24 protein-coding genes are annotated in these 24,971 nt (G+C 45.2%); 14 read left to right on the forward strand and 10 right to left on the reverse strand.

Annotated elements, in window-relative coordinates:
- Positions 1-188 precede the first annotated feature (188 nt).
- Positions 189-1,118, reverse strand: a complete 930-nt coding sequence (locus O3C43_14540; GenBank protein ID MDA1067707.1) for a metalloregulator ArsR/SmtB family transcription factor — start codon at positions 1,116-1,118, stop codon at positions 189-191.
- Between the two features lie 23 nt (positions 1,119-1,141).
- Positions 1,142-2,992 carry a GreA/GreB family elongation factor gene (locus O3C43_14545; GenBank protein MDA1067708.1) on the reverse strand — a complete coding sequence of 617 codons (1,851 nt, stop codon included), beginning with the start codon at positions 2,990-2,992 and terminating at the stop codon, positions 1,142-1,144.
- A gap of 64 nt (positions 2,993-3,056) precedes the next feature.
- Here O3C43_14545 and O3C43_14550 point away from each other — a divergent pair, with 64 nt between their 5' ends.
- A complete protein-coding gene (locus O3C43_14550; protein MDA1067709.1) occupies positions 3,057-4,337 on the forward strand; it encodes an RsmB/NOP family class I SAM-dependent RNA methyltransferase in 1,281 nt (426 codons plus the stop codon).
- Here the strand turns inward: O3C43_14550 and O3C43_14555 are convergent.
- A complete protein-coding gene (locus O3C43_14555; protein ID MDA1067710.1) occupies positions 4,330-5,649 on the reverse strand; it encodes an MFS transporter in 1,320 nt (439 codons plus the stop codon). The genes O3C43_14550 and O3C43_14555 overlap by 8 nt on opposite strands.
- Positions 5,650-5,806: 157 nt before the next feature.
- Between O3C43_14555 and O3C43_14560 the strand changes: the two genes are divergently transcribed.
- Together O3C43_14560 and O3C43_14565 are read left to right on the forward strand one after the other, a co-directional pair.
- Positions 5,807-6,292, forward strand: a complete 486-nt coding sequence (locus O3C43_14560; protein ID MDA1067711.1) for a DUF2085 domain-containing protein — start codon at positions 5,807-5,809, stop codon at positions 6,290-6,292.
- Positions 6,255-6,794 (forward strand): DUF4199 family protein, encoded by a 540-nt coding sequence (locus O3C43_14565; GenBank protein ID MDA1067712.1) that lies wholly within the window; start codon positions 6,255-6,257, stop codon positions 6,792-6,794. The genes O3C43_14560 and O3C43_14565 overlap by 38 nt, the downstream gene beginning before the upstream one ends.
- A gap of 44 nt (positions 6,795-6,838) precedes the next feature.
- Here O3C43_14565 and coaD read toward each other — a convergent pair whose 3' ends face one another.
- The gene (gene coaD / locus O3C43_14570; GenBank protein MDA1067713.1) at positions 6,839-7,333 is read right to left on the reverse strand and encodes a pantetheine-phosphate adenylyltransferase; all 495 of its coding nucleotides are present in this window, start codon (positions 7,331-7,333) and stop codon (positions 6,839-6,841) included.
- A gap of 199 nt (positions 7,334-7,532) precedes the next feature.
- On the opposite strand from coaD, the gene pgsA reads away from it, so the two are divergent.
- Positions 7,533-8,141 (forward strand): CDP-diacylglycerol--glycerol-3-phosphate 3-phosphatidyltransferase, encoded by a 609-nt coding sequence (pgsA, locus tag O3C43_14575; protein MDA1067714.1) that lies wholly within the window; start codon positions 7,533-7,535, stop codon positions 8,139-8,141.
- The gene (locus tag O3C43_14580) at positions 8,141-8,677 is read left to right on the forward strand and encodes a phosphatidylglycerophosphatase A (protein ID MDA1067715.1); all 537 of its coding nucleotides are present in this window, start codon (positions 8,141-8,143) and stop codon (positions 8,675-8,677) included. Before pgsA ends, O3C43_14580 begins: the two co-directional genes overlap by 1 nt.
- 143 nt (positions 8,678-8,820) lie before the next feature.
- Here O3C43_14580 and O3C43_14585 read toward each other — a convergent pair whose 3' ends face one another.
- On the reverse strand, positions 8,821-9,576 hold the full coding sequence (locus tag O3C43_14585; protein MDA1067716.1) for a Nif3-like dinuclear metal center hexameric protein: 756 nt from the start codon (positions 9,574-9,576) through the stop codon (positions 8,821-8,823).
- Positions 9,577-9,818: 242 nt separating this feature from the next.
- Here O3C43_14585 and O3C43_14590 point away from each other — a divergent pair, with 242 nt between their 5' ends.
- From O3C43_14590 to O3C43_14615, 6 genes are all read left to right on the forward strand, one after another.
- The gene (locus O3C43_14590) at positions 9,819-11,111 is read left to right on the forward strand and encodes a hypothetical protein (protein MDA1067717.1); all 1,293 of its coding nucleotides are present in this window, start codon (positions 9,819-9,821) and stop codon (positions 11,109-11,111) included.
- Positions 11,112-11,141: 30 nt separating this feature from the next.
- Positions 11,142-11,969, forward strand: coding sequence for a PEGA domain-containing protein (locus O3C43_14595; GenBank protein MDA1067718.1), 828 nt, complete (start codon positions 11,142-11,144; stop codon positions 11,967-11,969).
- 45 nt (positions 11,970-12,014) lie between these two features.
- The gene (locus tag O3C43_14600) at positions 12,015-12,506 is read left to right on the forward strand and encodes a cytidine/deoxycytidylate deaminase family protein (protein MDA1067719.1); all 492 of its coding nucleotides are present in this window, start codon (positions 12,015-12,017) and stop codon (positions 12,504-12,506) included.
- Positions 12,507-13,067 carry a YqgE/AlgH family protein gene (locus tag O3C43_14605; GenBank protein MDA1067720.1) on the forward strand — a complete coding sequence of 187 codons (561 nt, stop codon included), beginning with the start codon at positions 12,507-12,509 and terminating at the stop codon, positions 13,065-13,067.
- A gap of 107 nt (positions 13,068-13,174) precedes the next feature.
- Complete coding sequence (gene ykgO, locus O3C43_14610; GenBank protein MDA1067721.1) at positions 13,175-13,300, forward strand: type B 50S ribosomal protein L36; 126 nt, start codon at positions 13,175-13,177, stop codon at positions 13,298-13,300.
- A 19-nt stretch (positions 13,301-13,319) separates the two neighbouring features.
- Entirely contained in the window at positions 13,320-13,571 is a 252-nt protein-coding gene (locus O3C43_14615; GenBank protein ID MDA1067722.1) for a type B 50S ribosomal protein L31, read from the forward strand.
- 118 nt (positions 13,572-13,689) lie between these two features.
- On the opposite strand, the gene O3C43_14620 is transcribed toward O3C43_14615, so the two are convergent.
- On the reverse strand, positions 13,690-14,907 hold the full coding sequence (locus tag O3C43_14620) for a DUF1015 family protein (GenBank protein ID MDA1067723.1): 1,218 nt from the start codon (positions 14,905-14,907) through the stop codon (positions 13,690-13,692).
- Between the two features lie 266 nt (positions 14,908-15,173).
- On the opposite strand from O3C43_14620, the gene O3C43_14625 reads away from it, so the two are divergent.
- The 3 genes from O3C43_14625 to O3C43_14635 all read left to right on the forward strand — a co-directional run bounded on the left by O3C43_14625 (position 15,174) and on the right by O3C43_14635 (position 20,443).
- Entirely contained in the window at positions 15,174-17,879 is a 2,706-nt protein-coding gene (locus tag O3C43_14625; protein ID MDA1067724.1) for a response regulator, read from the forward strand.
- 112 nt (positions 17,880-17,991) lie between these two features.
- Positions 17,992-18,372 (forward strand): diacylglycerol kinase, encoded by a 381-nt coding sequence (locus O3C43_14630; protein ID MDA1067725.1) that lies wholly within the window; start codon positions 17,992-17,994, stop codon positions 18,370-18,372.
- Positions 18,373-18,391: 19 nt separating this feature from the next.
- Positions 18,392-20,443, forward strand: coding sequence for a hypothetical protein (locus O3C43_14635; GenBank protein ID MDA1067726.1), 2,052 nt, complete (start codon positions 18,392-18,394; stop codon positions 20,441-20,443).
- A 22-nt stretch (positions 20,444-20,465) separates the two neighbouring features.
- On the opposite strand, the gene O3C43_14640 is transcribed toward O3C43_14635, so the two are convergent.
- The 4 genes from O3C43_14640 to O3C43_14655 all read right to left on the reverse strand — a co-directional run bounded on the left by O3C43_14640 (position 20,466) and on the right by O3C43_14655 (position 24,971).
- The gene (locus O3C43_14640; protein MDA1067727.1) at positions 20,466-21,236 is read right to left on the reverse strand and encodes an AMP nucleosidase; all 771 of its coding nucleotides are present in this window, start codon (positions 21,234-21,236) and stop codon (positions 20,466-20,468) included.
- A gap of 347 nt (positions 21,237-21,583) precedes the next feature.
- Positions 21,584-22,459: a lipoyl synthase gene (gene lipA / locus O3C43_14645; protein MDA1067728.1), complete on the reverse strand. Its 876-nt coding sequence runs from the start codon at positions 22,457-22,459 to the stop codon at positions 21,584-21,586.
- A gap of 4 nt (positions 22,460-22,463) precedes the next feature.
- Positions 22,464-23,135 carry a lipoyl(octanoyl) transferase LipB gene (gene lipB, locus O3C43_14650; protein ID MDA1067729.1) on the reverse strand — a complete coding sequence of 224 codons (672 nt, stop codon included), beginning with the start codon at positions 23,133-23,135 and terminating at the stop codon, positions 22,464-22,466.
- A gap of 63 nt (positions 23,136-23,198) precedes the next feature.
- On the reverse strand, positions 23,199-24,971 hold the full coding sequence (locus O3C43_14655; GenBank protein ID MDA1067730.1) for a Na(+)/H(+) antiporter subunit D: 1,773 nt from the start codon (positions 24,969-24,971) through the stop codon (positions 23,199-23,201).

The raw sequence follows: 24,971 nt of genomic DNA on the forward strand, positions 1-24,971 counted from the left end.
CTCATTGTTCTCATTTTATGCATTGTTTAGCACAACATGTCTCCCATTTTTCGGGGCAGGCTCAAAGATGCTACAGATGTGGGATGCACATCGTCTGACCATTGACGGCAATATACTGGTTTAGGCATAACCAACGAAACTTGTTTGACCTAATAGACGGAAATGTGAAGACGCAATGCCGTCTGCCTTCACGCTTTAACAGCCGAAGCTAGTAAGGTTTCGAAAAATGGTTCTTCCTTCTCTTTGGCAACGATTGAAACATCTACCTGCTCAAATCCAACTTCTTTCATCCAGCGATAAAGTTGGTTTTGAGAAAACCCCAGCCAATGGTCGTTGTATAGTTCACGTGCTTTCTCGAATTGATGTTCGAGAAGATCGAGAACGATAATTTGTCCGCCCGGTTTTAAAATCCGGTGGGCTTCTTCGAGTGCTTGAAGCGGCTGCCTTGCGTGGTGAAGTGCCTGGCTCAATAGTGCCAGGTCAACCTCGTTGCTATCTAACGGAATTTTTTCAATATCTCCGAATTTGTACACCAGATTATTGAACCCATTCTTTGCCGCAAGCTCAGTGCCCACCTCTACCATGCGCTTCGAGTTGTCGATGCAGTAGACCGTTTCAGCTCTGCGTGCGAGTAGTTGAGAAATGACACCTTCTCCTGCGCCCAGGTCTGCGATTACAATTGCTGGTGTAAGCTTCAACAAGAAATGACCTATCGCCTCCCAGGATCTTCCAGGGCAATGATATTTGCCTAAATTCTCAGCGACCGAATTGAAAAACTTTTCTGAAAGTTCTCGGCGTTGGTCAAGAATTCGCTTCAGGTTGTGGGCGTCCGGCTCTTGATGATCTTCTTTGTCGAAAGCGTCGCAAACAACTTTGAGCAGTGTTTGGATTTCTGGGTCGAGCGACCGGTTGATATGATAAAAGCTTTTTTTGCCATCTCTCCTATCTTCAACCAGCTCGCCTTGTTTTAATAGACCAAGGTGCGAGGAAATGCGGGACTGCCCCATATTGAGGATTTCCTGCAGTTCAGCAACCGAAAGCTCCTCTTCAGCTAATAGACGCAACAGTCTGAGACGTGTTGAATCGGATAACAGTTTTAGAGTGTCGGCCGTATCCACTTGATAATCACGTGGTCGAAATTTTATTTCCGGTCAACGTAGCGCGAAATCGATTTTAGTTTCCAGGTTTGGGAATTTCCGGCTACTTCAACTTCCACGACAGCTTTGGCTTCCTTACCTAGCAGGATGTGTGCAAGTGGGGTTTTGTAGGAAAGAATATTATGTTCGGGATCGCTGTCCCATGCTCCAAGAATATGATAAGTCACCTTTTCACCGGTATCTTTGCTTTCAATATCTACCGTGCTTCCGATTCCAACTACCTCAGTGGGTGCTTCAGAGAAATCCGTGATTTGAGCAACTGCCAGGTCCTTCTCTAGTTTGCCTTTGCGCGCCATAAGTGTTGTTTGATCCTGACGAGCCATCTTGTACTCGGAGTTCTCTTTCAAATCTCCATGCTCACGAGCTACTGCGATCGCTTTTTTGTTCTCTGGAATTTTCTCTTTTACCAGAATGTCATATTCCTCCTTGCGGGTATCATAGCTGGCTTCTGAGACAAACAGAGTATCTCCCGTATTTGTGTCGCTGGTAGTATCAACCAAGCTTTGCACAGCTGGAAAGAGTTTAATAACCCGGGCCAAAATTGATTTTTTTGTCAACTCTTCGAACCCTTGATTCATCAACAATGAATTGGCCAAGTCTCGTGCAATCTCTGGATCCGCTTCTGCCATCAAATCTCCAATCAACTCTCTGTCGTCAGACAAAAGATCTGCCAGCGGCACACGTCTCGTACCGGAGGATTGCAGGGCTTCATAATCTATCGCGTATAGAATCGACATGAACAAACGTGGATTAATCAGATCATGAATGATGGTTGAGAATTTCCGTGAATTCCGGTTCTTGATGATCCAAATTAAAACGGGACCCTTCAAATTTTGTTCTACCAACCAGCGTTCGAGTGTAGATTTTATATCCTCAACCTGGGCTCTTGTGTAGAGATAATTAATGCTTTCAGTAGTAAACTTTCCGCGGCTATTTTTGAACAGGTCTAAAATAACTTTTGTCCAGGAATCCGGATGAGTACGTTCAACCAACTGCAGCAATTTTGACTGATAGGGTCCTGGTAATTCATTGGCGAGCTCATCGAGAACTGGAGCTTGAGCAACTAGTTCGTCAGGGAGTGGTCCAACATTTCTCTCCCGTCCTAGAATTATAAGTGCGTCATCACGAATAAAGGCTGCATGCAAACGCTCCAACAGATCCAACTGGTGAGTTTCAGCGATGAAACTGGAGAAATCGTCGATCAATTCAGACAAATGTTGTTTGACACCTTCATTAGAATCGTGAGCTGCAACCAATTCTTCAACCAATCGCAATTTCCGCCCAGCTGCATTTGTTTTAAAGTAGGCGTCGAATACTTCATCTTCGCGATTTACGGGCTCATCGCGGACAAAATAAGGGTCCAGTTTTCTTACGGGCATCCCAATACGCGAATCTTTCGCAACATGTTTTTTGGTAGCAGTCCACCATTTCTTTGCTTTAGCTTCACCGAGTAATAACTTGAGAATACGCTCGATGTCCTGGTTTGAACCCTTTTTGTCCGGCATCTTGTCCAGGATTTGAAAAATGATCTCAGCCTGTTGCTTGCTGATCAACAATTTCACTTCTTCTTCCTCAGTCCGCGAACGGGAAAGAATATGATCTTGAGCAAGTACTTCCATAGTATTGACACAAAAAGCAGGGTCCATCGAATGGCCTTCTTTATCATCAAAATCAATGTACAAGCGGTTTTCAGCTTCGTCATATGACTGGATCAAACCGAAGCCCCAGCTACGGTGGATGCAGTAAAAACCTGGCTCTAAAGCCAATAATTTATCTTTGTCCCGTTTTAATTTGGGATTTTTTTCGATGAGCGCTTGAACCGCTGCTTCGTTCATATTTTAATGGGTTGTGTACAAGAATCCTAGTGTCAGAAATTAATTCCTGACACCAATTTGTTAAATGTCAAAGATTGATAAATCACTCTCATCCCAGTCGTGGCAAGCTTCTGTTCTGGTCGTCGAAGACTTTCTTAAATCAAATCAGAAGCTTGATACACTCCTGGAGCACCATACCAAGAACTTGGAGAGTCGTGTTTCTAAACGTGCTCAATACCTATCGTACGGCGTTGTCAGGCATCTTGGTCGCCTTCGGGTATTACTACAATCTGCGGTAAAAAAACTTCCGAAAAAAAAGTTACAAGCCATCATGCTCGTGTCTTTATTTGAGTGGTTGGAAGCTGATGAAGAGACGCGACCAAGGGTTGTGCACCATTCGGTTGAACGAGCCAAATCAATGCTCAGTAAGGCTGAATCTCGCTTTGCTAACGCGGTGTTAAGGAGAATGCCAGAGCTCAAAGGGGAGGATCCTTCGGATGCCACAACTGTGAATGCTTTTTCCAGTTTGTTCAGTCATCCACAATGGATGATTGATCGCTGGATTCAGAATTGGGGTGAGGCTGCGACAAAACAATTTCTTCAATGGAATCAAATGACACCAAGAGTCTTCGCTTACTGTGGAACCACTACGGTGGAGAAACCAGGCAAATGGAAAGGGACTGAATGGCCAAGTTTTTACGAGATCAATGAGGCTGATTGGGAGGAAACCCGTACATGGCTTTCGGAGGGAAGAGCGTATATTCAGGATCCATCCACCCGGTTAGGTAGCGCACTGTTGGAAGGACAAACTTTTAAAACAGTCCTGGATCTTTGTTCAGCTCCTGGAGGTAAAAGTGTCCAGCTTCTGCAACGGATAAGTGCTCCCGGTGGTTTATTGGTTTCCGTGGATATACCTGGTCCACGGTATCGGCGTTTGCAGGAAAATTTGGCAAGGTACAAACGACAGGATATCGAAAAAGTGCAAATGGCGGCTGATGTGTTGGAGTTAACATCTGAGCAACTTCCTGGAGCCGAATTCGATGTCGTTTATGTGGATGTGCCTTGCTCAAATACCGGAGTCATACAAAGGCGACCGGATGTTAAATGGAGACTTGAAGAGGACTCGATCGTCGAATTAACGGCGCTTCAAGGATCCCTACTTAAAAAAGCGGCCGAGTTTGTAGCGCCGGGCGGTGCATTGATTTACAGTACTTGCAGCGTAGAGGCCGAGGAGAATAGAGGCGTTATCGATGCTTTTTTGACCGATGCTGAGGACGCCTTTCAACTGGAAAAAGAATCGATCTCTTTGCCGTGGCAAAGCGGACACGATGGAGCTGGAGCGTTTTTGTTGCGACGTGCTAAATAGGAGCTTCGTCCTTGTCGGGATTAGGAAGTACGAAAGAACGAATGAGAGGAATAACAATGACAAACCCTGCAAATAGGTAGGCAGATGACGCTCCAAAATACCAATACAATCCTGCTGCGATAATAGGGCCTATCGCACGAGCGAGGGACCCGGCAGAACGAAACAAACCTAAATGATATCCCTGTTTATCATCGGTAGAATATAGAGATACCAGACTGGTAAGACTTGGATTAACCAGCCCTCCAGCCAGTGCCATGAAGGTCAGGGAAACATAAAACAGAAGTTGGGTCTCGGACTTGCTCAATAGCAGAAATGCGATTACTCCAAATGCGAGGCCGGCAATTGCCATGCGTTTTTCTCCAACTTTGGGTGAAAGTCTTCGGACGATTCCTCCTTGGATCAAAACCAGTAAAAATCCAACGTAGAGAAAGATATAACCATTCTGGGCCGGTGTATAAAAGAAACGTTCAACCGCAAAAAATGTTAAAGTGAACTCCATTCCACTGAATGCCGTGATAAAAATAAGAAATAACCAGTTCACTTGGCGAATGCCGTCTTCTTTTAGGGATAGCATTTGGAGCACCGAGGACAATCCGCCTTTGGTTTCACTTTTATCGCGGTTTTCAGGAGCCAAAGATTCTTTGAAACGGGATTTGAGCCAACCGTAATTCACCAGCGTTAGAATCAACGCAACCAGAGCCGGTACGGAAAAAGGATTAATTCCGATGGATTCGAGCGCCGGAAAATAATCTAAAATATTTACCAAAGAGAGTAGTGCCCCGATGGCCGGCCCAATGATGAATCCCAGGCCAAAAGTAACTCCAACCAATGCCATGCCTTTTGAGCGATTTTGCTTTGTGGTCAAATCAGCCACCGCTGCCGTGGCCACAGAAATGTTACCTGCCATAACCCCTCCAAGCAAACGACCAAGGACGAGCAATTCAAATGAGCCGCTCAAAAGCCAGATCAAGTAGCTGAGTGCAGTTCCCAGAATGGTAATTTTTAAAACCGATTTGCGACCCAAGCGGTCTGAACGCCTGCCCCAAATGGGAGAAAACACAAACTGCATGAGAGAATAAAGGCTTCCCAGTATACCTCCGAACAAGACAGTGGTTTTGAAGGGATCGCCGTCAGTAAGATCCGACAAGACGGGAATGGCCCAACCCAGAATCCCGCTTTGTCCACTTGCATCGAAGTAATACTCCAGCATGCCGGGGAAAAGCGGAAAAATAATGGAGAACCCGACCAGGTCTAGAAATAGGGTCAGGAGTATCGCACCCAGGTTTTTTTTATCGGAAGGCAATTGAGACATGAAGGCTGTTTCTTAAAGGTACTTTTGGCCCGGATGTCCATTGGAAAATCTTATTCGGTCTAGGATCGGATCACGATCCGGGAAGAAATGTGTCTAAATGACTTTCCATTCGGTTTTTGACATTGCAGATCTCCGGCCCTTGAAAAAGAGTTTTGTTATGAATGATAAGCGAGGTAAGTGGATCGGGTTTGCTGTTAGCGGCCTCTTCCTCGGGCTAATTGCTCTCGCTGTATTTATTACCTACGACGGCTTTCCGGTTTTAAGGGAATTCTTCAGTGAATTTTGTCATCAGTTCTCCGATCGGTGTTACCATATTCATGGAGTAGCTCTGCCCGTGTGTGTTCGATGTATTTGGATCTATCTCGGACTGGCGGCTGGCCATGTCCTATTTATTTACTGGAAACCGGAAACAGTCAGAATAACCCGCGCACTTATCGGTGTAATAACTTTGATGATTCTTGATGTGTTGCTGGAAAGGCTGGGATTCTATGAAAATTGGTTCTGGTCGCGCGCGGTAACAGGCGGTTTATTCGGCTTAATCGTATCCCATTTTACACTTCTCGGATTAAGAGAGCTTTATTGCGAATTCACTAACCCATTCACCTATGTCAGAACAAAATTCTTTTCAGGTAGAACACGCTGAAAAACCCGATGATTTCCAAGCCATGCTTGTTGGAGCCTCCATCGTATTTTTCTTTGGAGTTTTTTCGTTTTTTATTCAATTTCCATGCTTTTGTTTACCGCAAATTTTAGGTGGATTGGTCGCGGTCTTTTGGTTTACGAAAAAGTATAAAGTGACAATTTCATCAGGTAAGGGAATTATCCTAGGTATATTGACGTGTTTGTTGGGTGGAGTTGCTGCCTTCATTGCCTCGGTTATTTTGCAGCAGTTTGGGATTCATACATTCGAAGAAACAATTGCTACTTTTTCTGAACAAATAAGGGCTTACAGTAACAAGTCTGGTGATTCTGAGCAGGTAGAGAAAATAATAGATTGGTTGAATTCAGACAGCGCAGAGATGGTTTTAACAGTAGCGACATTAGGAATTACCTTGGTGGTTAATACCATTGGTGGCGTAATCGGAGGAGCTATCGGAGCCGCTGTATTCAAGAAAGCCCCTGTCGTGCCACCAGCAGCTGAATAGAGATTTTAATTTTTAACAGAGGCGGGTTCTTCGGAGCCCGCCTTTTATTTAGCCGGGCCTAGTTTCGGAAATTTCTCCCTTAACGCTTCGAATACATTGGGAGGTACAAACTTTGAAATATCTCCCCCGTAAGCAGCTACTTGTTTGATAAGCCTTGAACTTATAAAAGTGTAAGCTTCATTAGGCATCAGAAACAGCGTTTCAATAGAACCATCCAAATTACGGTTCATTTGAGCCATTTGCATTTCATACTCAAAGTCCGACACGGCTCGAACGCCACGAATCAAAGCGCATGCGTCCATTTCTTTGGCGAAGTCTATAACAAGTCCGTCAAATTGACTAATTTCGATATTCGTCGTGTCTAACAGATTTTCCTGGATCAACTCGGCCCGCTTATCAAATGAAAGCGTAGGCTCTTTAGCCTCATTGCGTGCAACAGCAATTATTACCCGGTCAAAAATTCGGCTAGCCCGGTGCAGGACATCGAGGTGTCCTAGCGTAACAGGATCAAAAGTTCCCGGATAAATAGCGGTGCGCATGATAGATTAAAAAAGGAGAGCATGGGTTCATCTTTGATTTTCGCAACTTTGAATCGCGGCTGTTTACAAAGGCAGAAATTGCAAGTTTGATTCAATGGGAAAGCGGAAAGTTGCTTGGCAAGATATTCACTATTGCCAGCCTTTACTTCTCGCCTGAAAGATAGTCACTGTTCACACCTGAGCGTCTAAACATTCGATTATGAATCTTCCGAATCTTCTAACTCTGTCCCGAGTCCCTTTCCTTTTTGTGATTTCGATACTGATATTTTGGGGGTTTCGTTATGCCAATTCCATCGCTTTTGTGGTTTTTGTGATTGCGGGATTGACTGACTGGTTAGATGGAAAAATTGCGCGGGACATGGGGATTATTTCTGTATTCGGTCAATTGATGGATGCTTTGACAGACAAGGTCCTTACAGTGGGGTTGTTTGTATTATTCCTGAGTGTTCGAATTCTTCCAGATTGGATGATGTTTATGGTGCTTCTTATTCTCGCGCGGGAATTTTTAATAACCGGTCTGCGCATGGTAGCAGCTGCCAAGAACGTGGTGTTGCCAGCCGAAAAGGCAGGGAAGATTAAAACAGTTTTTCAGATTATTTCCATCGGTGCGTTAATTGTCGCTAAGGCGCTTGAAGTGGATTGGCAGCCTTATTCGGATTTGAATATCGAGCCTGTTACAGTCTTTGGTTATTACTTCGGGTGGGTGCTCTTTTCGATTGCTACATTAATGACTGTGTATTCGGGGTCCGGTTACATGATTAAGTACTGGGGATTGTTCTCCGGGTCGAGTGATTCAATTTCTAAATAATGAAACAACACATTTGGGTTAAAGCACTGCCGGACAATGTTGTTCTCACAATCGCCACGTTGGGTCCGATCGGTAATATCAAAAAGGCTCCCGGAACCTGGGGGACGTTCGCTGGAATAATTTGGTTTTCGTTGGTCTATTGGAATTTAGATCTACTGGGGATTCTTGTGTTTTCTTCCGTATCGATTTATCTGGCTATTCAAATTTGTTGGGAAGCGGAGATTCGTCTAAAAATGCGGGATCCCGGCAAGATTGTGCTCGATGAGTTTGTTGCGATTCCGTTGTGCTTTATAGGAACTCCCCGGTTACTTCATTCGGAAATCGCCTGGATTGTGGTTCTTCTGGTCTTTTTATTTTTCAGGCTGTTCGACATCTGGAAACCCTTTGGCATTAAAAAACTACAGAACTACCCAGGTGGAATTGGAGTTGTTGTCGATGACTTGGCCGCCGCGCTTTTAACCGCTGCTGTTTTATACTTGTTAGCATCCTTTGCCGTATCCGCAGGTTATATCGGGTATATTGAAACTATTAAGTAGTTGGAAGCTTCAGGAAACATCCCTTTACCGCTTCTGAATGTGAGGGTGTAATTACCGGTCTTGCTTTTGAATGGGTATTCCTGCGCACTTCATTGTCTTCCAAGAGTGGGTAGCTTCAATCTACAGATCAGATAACGAAACTTCTAAAGTGGACAATCCGTACCAATAAATTCCCAATCGACTCCGTACTTTTCAGCGACTTCTTCCGCCAATGCGCACACGCCAAACGTTTCTGTGGCGTAGTGGCCACAGGCATAAAGGTTGAGTCCCGCTTCTTCTGCCTCGTTGAAGTGATTTTGCTTGAGCTCTCCGGTTATCAAGGTGTCGACACCATATTTTTGCAGTTCCGATACCGCGCTCGCTCCACTGCCAGTGAGGATAGCGATTTTCTCCGGTTGCTTACTCCCTTTTTCTATGGCTGTTACTCCGCTAGGGAATAATGTGTCTAAGCGGTTCTTTAGTTCACTTCTTTCTAGGGATCCTTCGGTAATAAGGCCAATTGGATTTCCTTCAAATTCGAGGAACCAATTGGAAACCTTCAGCTTCAACTTTTTAGCTAGAATGGCATTGTTACCAATCTCTTTGTGGCAATCCAATGGTAAGTGAGCTCCGTAAACAGCTAGATTACTTTCCACACATAATTTGTATTTATCATATAGGGTACCCGTTACCGGGTAGGGTGGATTCCAAAACATACCGTGGTGAACGATCAGAAAATCTATACCTGCTTCAGCTGCCTTTTTAAAAGGAACAAGTCCTGCGTCAACGGCGGCTCCGATCTTTCTCACTTCGCCGTTGTTTTCAAACTGCAGCCCATTTTCAGCTCCTGGAAAGTCGGGAATTGACGATCTGCTGAGGCGTTCATCGCAATAAATTACTACTTCCTTTAATCTAGGCATTTGAAGCAGTCTTTTGTCGCGTATTTCAAAGTCAAACTTGAAGCCTTCACCCTGATTGTAGAAAAAATTCGAATTTCGTTCTGTATTGTGGTCTTTACAAGCACAGGATTCGGCGCATCTCTCGAAGGGTGATTTATTGCTATCGAGCTACGATTTTAAGAGTTGGTTTGCTGTTGGGATTTATAATCCTCTCGAGCCAAGTTGGAGTTTTTGGACAATCTGAACCGAACCAAGTCCATCTGATGTCTTATCTCCGAGTCCAGGATTCCCAGGCGTTACTCGAGAGTTCCACTTCTATTCCAACGGTTTTTCAGGATAATTCCTTTTCAATTTATCTGTTAATTTCCGCCAGTCCACCCTTGGAGTGGATCTTGTGTACCAAGGACGTTGATTCAGCAGCCTGGTCGGATATTTCCAATGAGAGAAATTGGACTTTCACAGACATTTCTGGATATCGATTATTTTTTAGCGAATTCAGTAATTTGAAAGCGGAGGTTTCGGTCATTGAATTTGTGAAAACGCACCTCGGCACCGACCCTTCCACAAGCATTTCCGGTGGATTACTACCTGGTTGGAACGCCGGGCTTAAACTACTTTATGATGATGAGAAGGGCAGGACCCAATTGTTTGAGCACTTGTTTCCACAAGCAGCTGAACATTCTCTTGAATACGCTGATTATCTTCAATGGTTTGCCCAGGAACTTATGTCATTAAACTCTCTGGATTTGAGTATCGATACCATTGGGAATAAAAATATGACCTCGCTAAGAATAGCTACCATTCCAGGGACACGATTGTATAGGTTAGTGAGTCGAAAAGGTGAAGGAAGCCAATCTGCTTTGGATTTTGTCCCAGCGAATGCCGGGAATCTTGTCTACGGATCTATTGATGGATTATTTGCGGGGAGTTATTTTAATTACCATTTCCAGGCCACAGATATGATTGAGCATGATCTGATTCAAAATGTGCGATCTGGGCTTAATCGTTTGGATGCCGGTGTAATTGATCGTTGGGATGGAAGTTGGGTAAAATGGTCTACCCAAGGTTCTGAGGCATCGTTGTTGATCTTGGGCGGAGATTTTCAATCTTCGGATTTAGGTGAATTGTTCGATATGTTTTCAGGAGTTGATCTTTTTGAAACTCCTATCTCTATCCAACTTGATGAGGAAAACACCGTGGTCGGGTTCTCTCGAATTCGAAGTCTGGATATTTATGATTCTGAAAATGAGGATTTCGAAAACTCGGAACGAATGCACCGGTTTTTCTTTTGTGTGGCTAACGGATTCTTGGTTATATCAGATTCCGATAGCGAGCTCATTGATTTGGTTTTTTCTTTAAATAGTAGGAGCGTACTCAAGAATTCTGCTCGAAAACTGATCCCACCAGACCAGATATTTGCCATAAGTAGTTTTGAAAGTGGAGAAAAGGTCGGTTCAGTTGGTATGAATGACGGAAGAATCTTTTACGAAAAGACAGGAGGCTTGGAACAGACTAATTCCCTTATTGTCCGAATTATTAATATTTTGAACTTATAATTCGTGCCTTAAATTAAGGCAGGCTTTTTCATGATGGACGAATCACACTTTGAACATACGGGAGCACGGGTTTTCAAGTACAGCTTCTTTGCGGTTGTGATTGCAATTACCTGTATAGGCCTATGGCAAAAGGAAGCTATTCTCGGCTACTTTTCATTTCGGGAACACGGAGAATCCCGCATAGTGATTTACGCTGAAGCTGGAACCAAGGTTAGCGTTGTCGAAACGGGAAATAAATTGCGCGAACTCGGTTTCGTTGGGCGTGATGGCAGATTTACACTCGTTGAGAAGGGAGAGATCAAAGGTGTTAGAATTAATCTGAATCACCCGCACTATTTTTCAGAAGACAGGCATTTCGATCTCGTTGAGAAAGGAGAGGTAGCGGTATTTCAATCTGCAATGGTTCCTCTCCTTGGATCACTGAGCGTCAGAACGTTCCCAACCGGTGCCAAGGTGCTGATTGATGGAAAGGATGAGGGACTTTCTCCTTTAAGGAAGCTGAACATACGAGACGGAAAACGATTCTTGGTTGAGGTACGTTTGAAAGGATATATTTCCCAAAACCGTGATGCTGTTATCGAAGGAGGAAAGACTGCCGAATTGGTATTTAGTTTAGTCTCGTCCCAGGCGACCATTTCCTTGGAAACGAATAAATCCGATTTCGACTTCAGTAAACTCCGCTTATTTATGGGTGGGGAGTCATACGCTCTCGATGGACAGCTTTTAAGAAACGTTAAGCCAGGAAAGCATACGATTGAAGTTGTTGCCCATGATGGACTCAAACTCGAAAAGGTAATTAATATTAAACCTGGCCAAACGCTTCACATGCAATTGCCTGATTGGTTTGTCGAGGACTGAGGTTGACTTACTTCGATTTGGTGGCGAATGAATATTGGATAAATTATGTCCGATAGATCAGACGAAATGATTCCTCTCGGTCCGGTGGATGCTATTGCGGAGCTGATTGAGGCTTGGCACCACCGTTTGACCTGGGATGAGTATTTTATGGCGACAACGTTCTTGATCGCCAGCCGTTCAACCTGCGAGCGACTTAACGTCGGTTGCGTAATCGTTTCCGGTGGAGAGGGTAAAAATCGACTAATTACTGCAGGTTATAATGGATATTTGCCTGGAGCTCCCCACACCTCACGGGTGCGGGACAACCATGAACAAGGAACGGTTCACGCCGAACAAAATGCGATCGCCGATGCAGCCCGGCGAGGTATCAGCCTGGCTGGTGCAACTGCCTATGTTACGCATTACCCATGTATCAATTGTGCAAAAGTCCTCGCTGCGGCTGGAATCAAAGTAATCAAATACCAAAAGGACTATAAGAATGATCCCTTGGTTTTTGAACTTCTCAATGAAGCAGGAGTCTCCATTCTAAAGAACTAAATGGAAAATATTGGGCATTTTTCTGAGAACTACTCTGGCACTTTGCTGGTTTCACATCCTGCATTGCTGGATCCAAATTTTAAAAGAACCGTTGTTATGTTATCTGCTCACTCCAAAGAAGATGGGGCGTTGGGAGTCATTTTAAACCGTCCCATGAAAAAGTGTTTGGGAGAGATTGAGGAAAAATTTGCCTTTGGTCCTCTTGCGCAGGTTCCCATTTACGAAGGTGGCCCGGTTGCTACCGATCAGATACTCTTGGTGGCGTGGAATTGGTCTGAGACGGAATCGGTTTTCAAACTGTTTTTTGGGATTGATCCCGATCGTGCTTCGGAGCTTATGGAATATTCAGGCGCTACCGTTCGTGCATTCCAGGGGTATTCGGGTTGGAGTGGCGGACAATTGGAAGGTGAAATGGAAATTCATTCCTGGATCCCGTCCCAAGTCAGAAATCGTTTTGTAGATGAGCTGGATGGTGATTCGCTTTGGAAGAAGTTCCTGCTCGAATTAGGTCCAAAATATCATCTGGATGCTATTGCTCCTGAAGATCCTTCGGTTAATTAGTGCAAATTGGAGCCACGCCTCATTAAATTCACTAAGCATAAGTTCATTTCCCCATTGACAAGGCCCCAAGTGGCCGGTTTTTTCCTTCTCTTTTTCCAAATTTCACTATGAAAGTAGCATCTTCCATCAAATCGCTCAAAACCCGGCACCCAGACTGCCAAGTGGTTCGTCGTAAAGGTCGTATTTATGTCCTTTGCAAAACCAATCCTCGCTTCAAAGCTCGCCAGGGTTAATTATAAAGGAACTAGAACCTTGAAAGCCGATACACATCCCAAATCTCATCCTGTTTGTTTCATTGACGTTTCTTCAGGTACGAAATTCTTAACCCGGTCCACTGTTACTTCAAAGAAGACGGAAAAGATCGACGGCATTGAGTATCAAGTCATCGTTCAAGACGTTACTTCTGATTCTCACCCGGCTTACACCGGTGAAAAACGCTTTGTTGACAGCGCCGGTCGTGTTGAAAAATTCAACAACAAGTTTCGTCGGGTTCGCGGAAGCTAACTGTTACTGCTACGCAACGACATCCAATTTCAGCCCTCCTTGTGAGGGCTTTTTTATGTACTTTAGCGATGGAGTAGGGCGAATACTCATTCGTCCTACTCGTTTTTCTTAGATCCAACTAAAATGTGTGGATGAACAATCCACTTCTCAATTTCGGTTCGAACCAGGTACTCTTGGGAGGCATGGTTGCTCCGGCATCAGCGATGTCCATCAATTGGTCGATTGTTACGGGATACATGGAGAACGCTACTGGCCCGTCTCCTTGATTTACTCGTTTCTCTAATTCGGCTGTTCCACGAATTCCGCCAACAAAATCTATACGGTTACTTGTTCTTGGATCTTCAACACCAAGAATGGGGCAAAGAATACCATCTTGAAGACGGCTAATGTCTAGACGGTTAACAGGATCAAGAGAGTCATCTTGAGGGAATTCGAGTCCATACCAGCGACCCTTGAAATACATACTCAGTTTACCTACCCTGCTCGGAGATGGATCTGCGTCTTCGGTGACCTCTGCGACTGCTTTTACTTTCTCCAGAAAATCCTGGTCGGAGTGTCCATTGAGATCAAAAATGAGACGATTGTAAGGTAGAATCTTAAGCTGGCTTGCTGGAAAGTTCACTGCGAGGAACCAATTGTAGTCTTCCTCTCCTGTGTGGTCTGGGTTGGCTGCTTTGCGTTCTGCGCCCACGCGGGCAGCACTTGCACTTCGATGGTGCCCGTCCGCAACATAGGAGGCAGGAATATCGCTAAACAGGGTCACTAACTCCTCTGTATTTTCGACTTTCCAAATGGTATGCTGAACACCATCAGGCGCTGTGAAATCAATGAACGGCCTACCTTGGCATATCTGATCAACGATGGTGTTAACCGCATCGTTATCCCGGTAGGTGAGAAAAACAGGTCCTGGGTGGGCGCTTAACGTGGAATTGAGCTTGGTACGGTCATCTTCTTTTTGAGGCCGCGTTTTCTCATGCTTTTTTATAAGATCATTCAGATAATCATCGATGTGGTAGATGCTAACCAATCCACGTTGTTTGTGATTATTCATTACCTGTTGGTACACATACAAGCTCGGAGCGGTTTCTCTTACCAGGGCTCCTGAATCTTGGAGCTTTTGTAAATTGTCCTTCGCCTTTGCATACACCGCGTCTGAATAAACATCGGTTCCGGCAGGTAAATCTATCTCAGCCCGAACAACGTGCAGAAAGCTATTTGGGTTTCCTTCAGCCAACTCAGCTGCTTCTTCCGTATTGACTACATCATAAGGTAAAGAGGCGACCGATGCTGCCAGTTGGGGATTGGGACGTAAGCCTTGAAACGCACGAATTTTCATAGGCAGGGAAGGCAACAAATGCCCCTTGCCATGGCAAGGAAAATTACCCGATTCCCCCACGAGTTTCGACTCCTATTAACGTCCGATTCATTGGACTTTGTGGGTTCTGGTAACACAATCCTGGTAAGAAGCCTGGTTCGTTACCGAAAATGGGAGTTAATTAATTGTAAAAAAGCTGTTTTTACTTGAAACCATAGCGGATTCACGGGGCTTCTGCTCAATCTTCCCAGCATCTCTTTTTATTACTCAATAACCTGTTCCTCCTAATGTTTTCTAAGTCTTCCAGGCTCAGTGCAAACAACGATATAGATCGAACCAAAGAAGAATTGGTTCGGTTGCATCGACGCTCGCATTTACTTGAGCAAAGGCTTAGGAACAACCAACAGGTATTTGTGGATTTTGAATCAATAGCTAAAGCAGTCAGCCATTTAATAAAGGCTCATAAGTCAGATCAAGCCGTTCTGGAGTCACTCGCTCTTGTCGGTGAAGGTTCGGGCTTGGATAGGATCTATCTGCTTAAAAATGAAACGGGTGATGAGCAAGGCGGGGTCATAGATCAAGTCTATACCTGGGTAAGCGAATCGGATGATATTCAAGTTCCCGAATTTCATTCACTTCCCTTTGAAGCTTTTTTCCCTTCCTGGTTAAACAAATGGAAAGCGGGTGAACCGCTTTGGGGGAACCTCGAAGACGTCCCCGATATTGAGCACTTAACTCTAGCCAAACAGGGAGTTGTTTCCTTTTTATGGATACCCGTTTTTTATGAAAATGTATGGTGGGGTGTTTTGGGATTTGATCAGATATCCACTACTCGAGTCTGGCATCCTAAGGAAATTTCTGGATATGAACTTTTGGCTACAAGCATCGTTGAATTTATGCGCCGCCAAAAGTTGGAGTCTGATCTTCTGCTTTTTCAGGAACGACATGAGAAGGCATCTCACGCCGAGCAGTTTGGTGTATGGGATTGGAACATAGAAAAGAACGAGCTCTTCCTGGATAGTTCTATAAAGCGTATGGCGGGCCGAAAAGCCAATGAGATCATTGAGGATTTGAATAGCTGGGAGGCATTGTTTATTCTTAGAGACCATGGAAACTGGGTTGAAGCCTTGAATCTTAGAATTGCCGCTCAAGAAAAAGATTTTGAGCTGGAGCATCATTTGCGACACGCTGATGGTCGGTTGATAGAAGTTTACTCACGCGGGATGATTGTTTACTCTGATTCAGGTAAACCGGTTCGCGTATTAGGAACGACAACTGATATCACTCACAGAAAGTCTATCCAAAACGATTTAACCAAGGCGCGTGACTTAGCCGAAGAAGGAAGCCGATCGAAATCTGAGTTTATGGCCAAGATGAGCCACGAGATCCGTACTCCATTAAATGGAGTCATCGGATTTGCCACTCTTTTGAAACACACAGAATTAAGTTCGGAACAATTGGATTACCTTACCAACTTGGAAACAAGTGGCCGCCTTTTACTTTCCATGGTTAATAACATTCTTGATTTCTCCAAAATAGAGGCTGGCAAACTGGACCTTGAACAAAAGCCCTTCGACATCCGGGAAAGTGTAAAATCGATCCTCGGTGTATTTGGCGATGCAGTGATTAAGAAAGGTATCAAGATTGAATTTGTTGCCGAGGATGAGGTACCCGAAAGTGTCATTACAGATCCTCTTCGTATCCAACAAGTGATTCTCAATTTGGTAGGAAACGCTGTCAAATTTACGGAAGAGGGTAGTATATTGGTTCATGCTTCATGGGTAGATGCGGAGGACGGAAAAGGACGTTTACATTTTTCAGTCAAAGATTCGGGCATCGGTATTGAATCCGATCGTTTGGCTGCGATTTTTGAGCCATTTACTCAGGCAGATTCATCGATGACTCGTCGTTTTGGTGGATCAGGCTTGGGGCTTTCCATTTGCCAAAATATATTGCAGATAATGGGCTCAAAATTGGTGGTAACCAGTGATTTTGGAAGTGGCAGTGAGTTTTCTTTTGAGATTCTTGTTAAGGAATCTCCGGTTGAGGTTGTTGAGGAATTGAAGAAAGTTAGGGAGTCTGTATTGGAATCCACTTCGAAAACGATTTCACGATCCAAAATGGATCTTCGAGCAAAAGCCAAGATTCTCCTCGCGGAAGACAATGCATTAAATCAACAGGTAATTTCAAAATTACTCAGTCGCTTGGGTTACAACGCGGTTTTAGTTGAAAACGGCCAGGAGGCAATTGATGCACTCAAGCGTTGGAAGTTTGATTTGGTATTCATGGATCTCATGATGCCGGTTCTTGATGGTATTTCAGCTACTAAAGAAATACGTGAAACCATTCCACCGGCCAAACAGCCCATCATTGTTGCGCTGACGGCGAACTCTTCAGAAGATGACATCAACAATTGTCTGGCGATTGGTATGAATGATTTTATAACCAAACCGGTGGAGCTTGATGTTCTCGAGAAAACATTGAATGAGCATTTGGATTTAAGAAGGTACGAGGTTGAATCTGCGGTGGTTGAATCAGAGATCAATACCATCGAATTTTCTGAGATCGAACTTGAGGAGAGCTTTGATGAGGATGCTGACGAATTGGTATTTGAACATTTTGACCCAGCCTACATGCGCAAATTAATGGGAAGTAATTCAGAGCCGGAGGTACAGGATGAATTCTCTATTGATGCCATCGATATCTTTTTAGAAACGATGCCGGAATTGGTTCTGTCTTTGAGTACTTTCGCCAGGGAAGAGAAGTGGAAAGAGTTTGAGCGTGAAGCGCACAATTTAAAAGGTACGGCTAAGATGGTAGGCGCCCTGATTTTGGGAAACTTTGCATTGCAACTTGAGCTGTGGGTTCAGGAAGGACATGTTGGAAGTCGAAAAGACGAAATAGAACAAATAGCGGATGAGTTCGCAGCTTTGTCCAAAGAATTGGATCTATACCGCGAGTCACTAAAGAAAAAGCAGCGTCAAATCTCTTAGTGGGTTTAAGTTACAACTTTGAATCCTGCGATCCTGCTTTCTTGATCTTCCTGTCAAATTGCTACTAGCTGTTTATTTTTGGTCCACTCTACTCAGTTGAAACCGCCTTATTATGGAAGACAGTTCTAAATTTCGAAACACTGGAATCAAACGAATCATTTTGGCCGGAAAGTACTCGATGGATGGCCTTTGGTTTGCCTTCAGGAACGAAGCAGCGTTTCGGCAGGAAGCCCTTCTATCAATGGTTTTGATTCCTCTGGCGATATGGCTTCAACCTGGGTTCACCCCTTTCTGTCTTTTGGTCGGTAGTATTATGTTGGTGATGATTGTGGAATTGCTAAACACCGGCATTGAAACGGCAATCGATTACCAGTCTATGGATATCCATCCCCTGGCTAAGTTGGCCAAAGATCTTGGAAGTGCGGCTGTTTTTTTGAGTTTGCTAAATCTTGCAATTGTGTGGGGATTTTATTTGTGGGATCGCTTTGCATGAGTAGAGTCGAATTCCCAAAATGTTAAAAACAACTTCTTCGACCAAACTAATTTCATGGGTGGACTATTCTTTATTCCATTCCAGCGACTTTAATTGGATCAAAGGATGTGTTGCCATCGCTTTAGTCATTCACGGCTTCGCATTGCGCGTGTTGGTTGAGTTTGCACCACCTAGCGACCTCCTTTACGTACTCGTGCATTGCGGGCTGGCAGTCGGAGCTCTCGTCTCGATAATCTTGCTGACTCCGTCGCTTTTCGTCGATACGATTCAAGCTTGGAAGGATAGGATTATTAGAGTCGAAACAGGATTATTGATCGGACTCTTGATTCTTTTCGCCGTATCGGTTGTTTCCTCTTTTCGTCTCAGTGAAGCGACCTATTACGAGGTCATTCCACTGGCCTTGGCTATCTACACATTAAGTCGTTATTGGTTGTCGCGAAAAAAGCGGATAATCGATGCGGCGTTGCCATCACTTTTTAGCCGTGTCGAACGATGCAACCGGGTAGAACCAAATGGTTCAGTTACCAGGATTTCATTAATTGATCTAAAAGTTGGAGAGGAAATCAAAATAACAACCGATCAAGTAGTCCCTGTTGACGGAGTGGTTATTACAGGCAACGGCTATGTCTCAGAAGCTTCATTGAATGGGTCCAATTTTCCAAAGCTCAAGCAAGCCGGTGATCCGATATACTCTGGAAGTGTTTCTGAGGATGGCGTGTTTACGATTAAATGTCTATCACCCTACATACCTAGAAAGATACAAGCTGTGATGAATCCATTGCTTGATCCTGTGAAATCCCACCCAATGTTTCGGTCGAGAAATTTGTTGATTGGTTTATTGGTTGTCGCAATGGCTGTTGCCGGAACAACAGTTGCGATTATAGTGATGAGTATCGCAGAAGCCTTGATCCTAACTTCTACGATTCTTATCATGGGTACTTCCTTAACCTGGGTGGCGGGTATTCCTGTACATCATTGGACTGGATTGGTTCATCTTGGGAAACGGGGTCTCTACGGGAAAGGCCACGAAATGGTTGGAGATTTAGCTACTGTTAATGTCGGATATTTTGGAAAGACCGGAGTGATTTCCCGAGAAGAACTATCCATGGAGCGTTTTTTTGTCATGCCTGCATTTCAGGACCGGGAAGATTGGATCATGTCGATTATTTATCAGATTAGTCGCATGGTCCGTCACCCTTTGGTAAACTCACTTTCCAGTGTGGAAGCTTTAATCAAAGATCAACCTATTCGGGAAGACCTTCGTTATGAAATTGTTCCTGGAATGGGCGTCAAAGTATCATTAACCGACGGACTTGGTCATCAAATTGTGATGCGTATTGGTGAGTCGGAATTCGTCCTCGGTCCAGGCGGAGAGTCTCGTGTTTCTGCAATACTCGAGGAGCACGACCTTAAATTAGGACAACGAATTTGGGTAAGCCTGGATAACCGACTTTGTGCGATTGCTACGCTCAAGGAATCGTGGACCGTTGCGCCTCAACCATTCTTTTCTCAACTTGAATTACTGGGAATAAAACCTGGTGTTCTAACGGGCGATAGCGCGTTTATTAACTCACGACTGGATGGCTTGTCCTTGGTTAAAGGCCTCAGTTCCATGCAAAAGCAGGAGCACGTTATAAAGGCTGCAGAAGAGGGGGGGAGGATTTTGTATGTTGGTGATGGATTGAACGATTTCCGGGCCATGTCCAGCTCACTCGTTTCTATCGCCATGCGTCATTCGCCGGATCCTGTTCTTGCCTCGGCATCGGCAGTGTTAAAATCCGGCAGTTTAGCGACTGTGCTTTTTGCCATCCCTTATTGCAGGAAGTTAGTTCGGATCTCCATAAGAAATCTTTGGGTGCTTCCCAGTGCATTTACGGTTGCTAGCGTTATGGCCATCGCAGGTTGGATAACTCCCATCTCTGCTTCACTTTATGTGATGGGCTGTTTTTCTTTGGTCTGGCTTCAATCCTTCCTTCTGGGAAGTTCTTCGCTTTCCAGAGTCGTAGAGAAAACGCGGTACCGAAAGACGAGCAGGCAGGAGGCTCAAGGGCGTTACGTGCGGAATCGTTAGAAGTCAGCCAGAAAGCTTTCAGCTAAAAAATCAGGTGCTTAACGGAGGCTTTACTTTCGGATAATTGCTTGAGTGCTTCGATCCCGATTTTTACATGGGTGCTGGTGAAATGTTGACTAACCATCTCATCACTTTCTTCCGTCTTGATGCCTTCCGGTATCATGGGTTCGTCTGATACCAGTAGCAGGGCTCCAGTCGGTATATGATTGTAAAACCCAACCGAGAAAATGGTTGCTGTCTCCATCTCGATGGCGTTGCAGCGGATTTTGGTAAGGTACTCCTTATATTCTTGATCATGTTCCCACACTCGTCGGTTGGTTGTGTAGACGACGCCAGTGTAATAATCCTTATTGTGATCACGAATGGCTTCGGAAGTAGCCCGTTGTAGTTCGAATGCCGGCAATGCGGGAACTTCCGGGGGAAAATAATCGTTCGAAGTTCCTTCTCCACGAATAGCTGCTATCGGCAAAAGCAACGATCCCACTGGCATATCGGATTTCAAACTCCCACATTTTCCAAGAAAGAGTACACCCCTCGGCTTAATCGCTATGAGTAAGTCCATGATCGAAGCGGCATTTGCGCTTCCCATTCCGAAATTAATCATTGTAATGTTGTCGGATGTCGCCGACGGCATTGGCTTATCTTTTCCCGCTATTTTGACGCGATGCCAACGAGCAAATTTTTTCAAATAGTCGTCAAAGTTGGTTAGCAAAATATATTCCCCAAACTTAACAACAGGGACGCCCGTGTATCGAGGCAGCCAGTTATCAACTATACCTTTTTTGGTTACCATAGTCTAGATCTAGAGTGAACTTACTAAAGATCAATCCCGAAGCTCAGGGTGTGATTTTGAAAGATGTCAAAACCTAAGCTACCGGACCCAAAGAATTCACACTGGCGAGTGGATGGTCCTATGGTCTTTCCGTACAGAATCTTTTGATCTGATTCACTACAGAAATAGTCACCTCTCTCCATTTGTAAGCAACTTTAGTCGCGACTCGAAGGTTTTTGATTTACGAGTCGCGAATAAATTTGCTCCTACACTTTGGCCATCGTTTCGTTTCTGACGTCAATTGTACAGAGGTCATGACCGACAACGAAGTAAAGAACAATCACACCCCGAACCTCCTGTAGCTGGGGCTAAGCAGACCTCGCTGCAGAGGTTCTTGGCGCGTAACGGTCAGATTGTTCTTCCGCATGATATGAACTGCGTACGAGCGGTGCCGATTCCACCACTCCAAATCCAATCTCCAGGCCGAATGATTTCCAATGCTCAAACTCATCCGGTGTCACCCAGCGCTCCAAAGGCAAATGCTTCGGAGTAGGCTGTAGATATTGTCCAATGGTTATTATATCGATACCGGCATTACGCATATCGCGCAGGCAGGTTTCGATTTCCTCCTTCGTCTCACCGAGCCCCAACATGATTCCGGATTTGGTTGTGAAGCTTTTTCCTTTGGCATGACGTAACACATTCAGGGACTGCTGGTAGTTTGCCGTTTTACGAACTGGTCGTTGGAGGCGTTCAACCGTTTCCACATTGTGATTCAGAATGTCCGGCTTGGCTTCTAGAACAATGTCAAGGTGCTGATTACTTCCCCGGAAATCGGGGATAAGAACTTCCACAGCCGTGTGTGGATTCCGGTGTCGGATTGCTCGAATCGTGGCTGCCCAGACGGATGCGCCTCCATCCTTTAAATCATCGCGTGCGACCGATGTAATGACCGCGTGTTTCAATCCCATTTTCGCCACCGCATCGGCAACCCGTGCTGGTTCACCGATATCGAGCTCTGTTGGCCGACCTGTCTGGATAGCGCAGAAACCGCAGGATCGCGTGCAGATGTTACCCAGGATCATCAATGTCGCAGTACCGCGTGTCCAACATTCACCCATGTTTGGGCATTGAGCACTTTTGCAAACGGTGTGCAACTTGTTGGTTTCAACCAGCTCGTTAACCGCCTGATACTCGGGACCGGCAGGCAATTTGGCTCTCAGCCATTTTGGCTTCTTTAACATACGATTAAGTCAGGTAATTTTTAAAATTATCCAGGAAAACTTGGGACACTACGGCTTTCACATCATTCATATCAACGGGAAAACCGAGTTCTTTTTTAAGCGACGTCACCGTCCCGTCGACGATGCCACAAGGCACAATTCCGGAAAATGGGTCCAAATCGTTGTTCACGTTCAGGGCGAAGCCATGATAGGTCACCCAGGACTTTACCGCGACACCGATGGCAGCGATCTTGCGTTCTTCGATCCAGATCCCCGTCTTCCCTTCGCGGCGATCCGCTATGAGTCCGAAGTGTGAAACAATCTGAATCAGCATGTCTTCCATGATTCTAAGGTAGGCGTGCAGATCTCGGAGTTTTTCCAAGTGGATAACGGGATAGCAGGTCAATTGACCGGGACCATGGTAGGTGATGTCTCCTCCACGGTTTGACTTATAAACCGAAATCCCTTTCTCGCTCAAAGCAGCTTCATCCCAGATTAAATGCGTTTCTGCCCCTCGCCTAAGGCCCATGGTGAAAACCGGCAGGTGCTCGGTGTATATGAGTGTGTCTTCGCGTTTCCCGTCTACGCGATCGCGCACATAAGCTTTCTGTTTTTCAAAAGCCGCTTCGTATTCGGTATTCCCCCAATCTTCTACCTGGAAAGGAAATAGTTGTTGCGCCTGTTCTGATTGCTGCATCGATCTTTGTTCAACAGGAGCCAATTTTTAGGCGATCGCAACTGCGAATCCGTAATCCGACTTCTAGAAGAAGAACAACAAAGCTAACACGATGACAGATAGGCAGGCGGTGATGCCAATTGGAAGAGCACCTTTTTCGATGTTCAACCTAACTGTATTTTTGAGTGCTTCCTGTTGTTCGGCGTTGTTGCCTTTGATAGTCCAATAAGGAGTGAGCAGACATATGAAAATTCTGGCTGGGCCTTCGGTGGCAAATCGACAAACACTGTTCACTATTCCTCCCATAAACACTTTGTGTACTGCAGCGTTTACTCCATTGAGACTGCGATCACAAATTGTGTAGATCCATTTTCCGCCTTTGCGGTAGAACCAGTCGCTATCGATATTGATCGCCCGCATCTCCGCCGGGTAGAAGCCTCCTAACATAAGCAGGGCAAATGCGAGGCAGGCGAACAGGAGCAGCAAGCATTGTCCTATAACGTGGGCAAGGGTGAAAACTTCGTAGTGTGCGTCGAAAGGCAGTATTCTATAAAGGGTCTGTTCAGGGAAAAATCCAATTGCAAGACATCCGACTGCGGCGAGACCCATAGCGATGCGCATGTTCATCGGGGCCTCTTCTACCTTTAGTCCGGAATCGTGGGAGAAGAATGCGAAGAAGGGAATCTTGATTCCGGCATGCTCGACCACGCCTGCTGATGCAAAAAGCAGGACCAGCCATACCCAGACGTAATGCTCACCGGCGGCCTCAGCCATGATCATTGATTTAGTGGCGAATCCACTAAAGAGAGGAACTGCGGAAATGGATGCCGCGCCAATGATGCAACAGATCGCCGTAAAAGGCATACTTTTGAAAAGTCCACCCAGCTCTGTACATTTTGATTTGCCGGTCCGGTATAAAACGGCGCCGACAGACATAAATAAGAGACCTTTAAATAAAATATCGGCGTAAACGTGGGCGGCTGATCCGTTCATCGAAAGATAGGTTCCGATCCCTATTCCGACCACCATAAATCCCACTTGGTTGATCATACTGTAGGCCAATACTCGGCGCAGGTCGTTTTCAATTACCGCATAGAAAATGGGGAAAGCGGCCATTGCAGTTCCGATCCAGATCAGAACCTCTTCTCCTGGAAAACCTCTCATCAAGGCATACACCGCAGCCTTGGTGGTAAAGGTAGCCATGAAGACAATCCCGCCCACGGTCGATTCGGGATAGGTGTCCGTTATCCACGCGTGGATGATTGGCCAACCGCAATTTACTCCGAATCCCAAAAAGATCAGGAAGCTCGCAGTATTGTCTAAACCAATTTCATTGAACGCGATGTTTGTGCTGCCCGTCTCCTTAATATACAATACAATACCAGCAAAGAGGATCAACCCGCCGACCACGTGAACGAGTAAGTACCGCATGGCTGCTCCAACGGATTTTGCAGTGCGCCGAACAAGCAAGAGAAAAGCCGCGCCAACAGTGAGTAGTTCCCAAAAGATAAAAAAGGTAATCAGGTCGCCGGCCATGACGACTCCGACACCACTTCCGGCATACAGCAGGCCGGAAAAATGCTCCATGGTACCCTTTTCATGGCTATTGTAAATGACCGCAATAAAGGTAGCGATTATGAAGATGTTTAGAAACATCAGGCTCATCGGATCCGCGCGAACCAGAGCCAGGTCAAAATCGAGGATCGAGTAAGTCCAGTAAATGCCTTCCTCCAGCTTCAGGTAACTGAAGAATGCCAATACCGGTAGCAATAGCATATACCCGGTCCTTAAACGGCCTTTGAAGAGCGGAATTAATAGCGCACCGATAAGGAAAATGAACTGCGGAGGTAGTATCAT

The organism is Verrucomicrobiota bacterium, from assembly GCA_027622555.1.
In the GTDB taxonomy this organism is placed as follows: domain Bacteria; phylum Verrucomicrobiota; class Verrucomicrobiia; order Opitutales; family UBA2995; genus UBA2995.